The 3,100-nt window shown below is 68.1% G+C and carries 2 protein-coding genes; both read left to right on the top strand.

All coding sequences use genetic code 11. The features are described from left to right. Window positions 1-111 precede the first annotated feature (111 nt). Window positions 112-2,259 (top strand): excinuclease ABC subunit UvrB, encoded by a 2,148-nt coding sequence (gene uvrB / locus CCN72_RS34130; protein WP_037662681.1) that lies wholly within the window; start codon window positions 112-114, stop codon window positions 2,257-2,259. Window positions 2,260-2,415: 156 nt separating this feature from the next. Beyond that, window positions 2,416-2,994 carry a TerD family protein gene (locus CCN72_RS34125; protein WP_085564200.1) on the top strand — a complete coding sequence of 193 codons (579 nt, stop codon included), beginning with the start codon at window positions 2,416-2,418 and terminating at the stop codon, window positions 2,992-2,994. Window positions 2,995-3,100 lie beyond the last annotated feature (106 nt).

The raw sequence follows: 3,100 nt of genomic DNA, 5'->3' as shown, positions 1-3,100 counted from the left end.
CCCCCCACCAGCACCGACACCCCGACCGCAGGCCCGTACGGCAGGGCGCCCGCGCTTCGCAGAACCGCTGATCGGGACCCGTTGTCAGTGGGGGGTCGTACGGTTGATGGCATGCGGCCCGTTTCCCACATCGAACGCACGGTGGCGCCCATCGAGGTCGTCAGTCCCTACCAGCCCAGCGGCGACCAGCCGACGGCCATCGCCGACCTGGCCAAGCGCATCAAGGCCGGCGAGAAGGACGTCGTCCTGCTGGGCGCGACCGGCACCGGCAAGTCCGCCACCACCGCGTGGATGATCGAGAAGCTCCAGCGCCCCACCCTGGTGATGGCGCCGAACAAGACACTGGCCGCCCAGCTGGCCAACGAGTTCCGCGAACTCCTCCCGAACAACGCGGTCGAATACTTCGTCTCGTACTACGACTACTACCAGCCCGAGGCATACGTCCCGCAGTCGGACACCTACATCGAGAAGGACTCCTCGATCAACGAGGAGGTCGAGCGGCTGCGCCACTCGGCGACCAACTCGCTGCTCACCCGCCGTGACGTCGTCGTGGTCGCCTCGGTGTCCTGCATCTACGGCCTGGGCACCCCGCAGGAGTACGTGGACCGCATGGTCCCCCTCAGAGTCGGCGACGAGATCGACCGGGACGAGCTGCTGCGCCGCTTCGTCGACATCCAGTACACGCGCAACGACCTGGCCTTCACCCGCGGCACCTTCCGCGTCCGCGGCGACACCATCGAGATCTTCCCGGTCTACGAGGAGCTCGCCGTCCGCATCGAGATGTTCGGCGACGAGATCGAGGCGCTGTCCACGCTCCACCCGCTCACCGGCGAGATCATCAGCGACGACCAGCAGCTGTACGTCTTCCCCGCCTCCCACTACATCGCAGGGCCCGAGCGCATGGAGCGGGCCGTCAACGACATCGAGAAGGAGCTGGCCGAGCGCCTGGCCGAGATGGAGAAGCAGGGCAAGCTCCTGGAGGCCCAGCGGCTGCGGATGCGCACCACCTACGACATCGAGATGCTCCGCCAGATCGGCACCTGCTCCGGCGTGGAGAACTACTCGATGCACTTCGACGGCCGCCTGCCCGGCTCCCCGCCCAACACCCTGCTCGACTACTTCCCGGACGACTTCCTGCTCGTCATCGACGAGTCGCACGTCACCGTCCCGCAGATCGGCGCGATGTACGAGGGCGACGCCTCCCGTAAGCGCACCCTCGTGGAGCACGGCTTCCGCCTGCCCTCCGCCCTGGACAACCGGCCCCTGAAGTGGGAGGAGTTCCAAAAGCGCGTCGGACAGACCGTCTACCTGTCGGCCACCCCGGGAAACTACGAGCTGTCGCGCTCCGACGGCGTCGTCGAGCAGATCATCCGCCCGACCGGCCTGGTCGACCCCGAGGTCGTGGTCAAGCCCACCGAGGGCCAGATCGACGACCTGGTGCACGAGATCCGCAAGCGCACCGACAAGGACGAGCGCGTCCTGGTCACCACGCTCACCAAGAAGATGGCAGAGGACCTCACCGACTACTTCCTGGAACTGGGCATCCAGGTGCGCTATCTGCACAGCGACGTCGACACCCTGCGCCGCGTGGAACTGCTGCGCGAACTGCGCGCCGGTGAGTACGACGTCCTGGTCGGCATCAACCTGCTGCGAGAGGGCCTCGACCTGCCCGAGGTCTCCCTGGTGGCGATCCTCGACGCCGACAAGGAGGGCTTCCTGCGCTCCGGTACGTCGCTGATCCAGACCATCGGCCGCGCGGCGCGCAACGTCTCCGGTCAGGTCCATATGTACGCCGACAAGATCACCCCGGCGATGGACCGCGCCATCGACGAGACCAACCGCCGCCGTGAGAAGCAGATCGCCTACAACAAGGCCAACGGCATCGACCCGCAGCCGCTGCGCAAGAAGATCAACGACATCGTCGCGCAGATCGCCCGCGAGGAGGTCGACACCGAGCAGCTCCTCGGCAGCGGCTACCGCAAGTCGAAGGACGGCAAGGGCGCCAAGGCCCCCGTGCCCGCGCTGAGCGACAAGGCGGTCAAGGGCGGCAAGGCGGCCAAGGGAGCGAAGGGCAAGGCCGCGGCCACGGTGCCGACGGACCGTCCGGCGGCCGAACTCGCCGAACAGATCGAGGAGATGACCGAGCGCATGCGCGCCGCCGCCGCGGAGCTCCAGTTCGAGATCGCGGCCCGGCTGCGCGACGAGGTCTCGGAGATGAAGAAGGAGCTGCGCCAGATGCGGGAGGCGGGCATCGCCTGATCCACAAGATGCCGCCGGACCTCGGCATACGCGCCCAGTGTTGCAACACCGACACAAAGCGCGGGCCGGGGTGCGGCGGTGTCGGTGCCCCTGCGTAGGGTTCTGATCAGCCGCGCGGTCTGCGGCAACAGGGGACCTTCGAGAGGGGATTCAGCCGTGTCCGTCAACTTGAGCAAGGGTCAGGCCATCAGCCTGGAGAAGAACGACGGGGGCACCCTCACCGCGGTCCGTATGGGGCTGGGCTGGCAGGCGGCCAAGCGCCGCGGTCTGTTCGGCTCGCGCACCAAGGAGATCGACCTGGACGCCTCCGCGGTGCTCTTCGCCGAGAAGCAGCCGGTCGACGTCGTCTTCTTCCGGCACCTGGTGAGCGACGACGGATCGGTGCGCCACACCGGCGACAATCTGGTGGGCGGCGTCGGCCAGGGCGGCGACGACGAGGCGATCCTCGTGGACCTCCAGCGCGTCCCGGTCCACATCGACCAGATCGTCTTCACCGTGAACTCCTTCACGGGCCAGACCTTCCAAGAGGTGGAGAACGCGTTCTGCCGCCTGGTGGACGAGTCCAACGGCCAGGAACTCGCCCGCTACACGCTGGCCGGCGGCGGCGGGTACACCGCCCAGATCATGGCCAAGGTGCACCGTGCGGGCTCGGGCTGGACGATGACCGCCCTCGGCACCGCCGCCAACGGGCGCACCTTCCAGGACCTGATGCCGGCGATCCTGCCGCACCTGTAGCCGCGGATCCGGCGGCCGGGGCTTCACCACAACACGACACGGGGGCGACGGGTGGTTCTGTCCCCGCACCAGCTCGGCCGTCATCCCCGTCGCCCCCGTGTCGTGT

The organism is Streptomyces murinus, from assembly GCF_002154555.1.
GTDB classification, from domain to species: Bacteria; Actinomycetota; Actinomycetes; order Streptomycetales; family Streptomycetaceae; genus Streptomyces; species Streptomyces murinus.
This window is presented reverse-complemented; position numbering and strand designations above follow the sequence as displayed.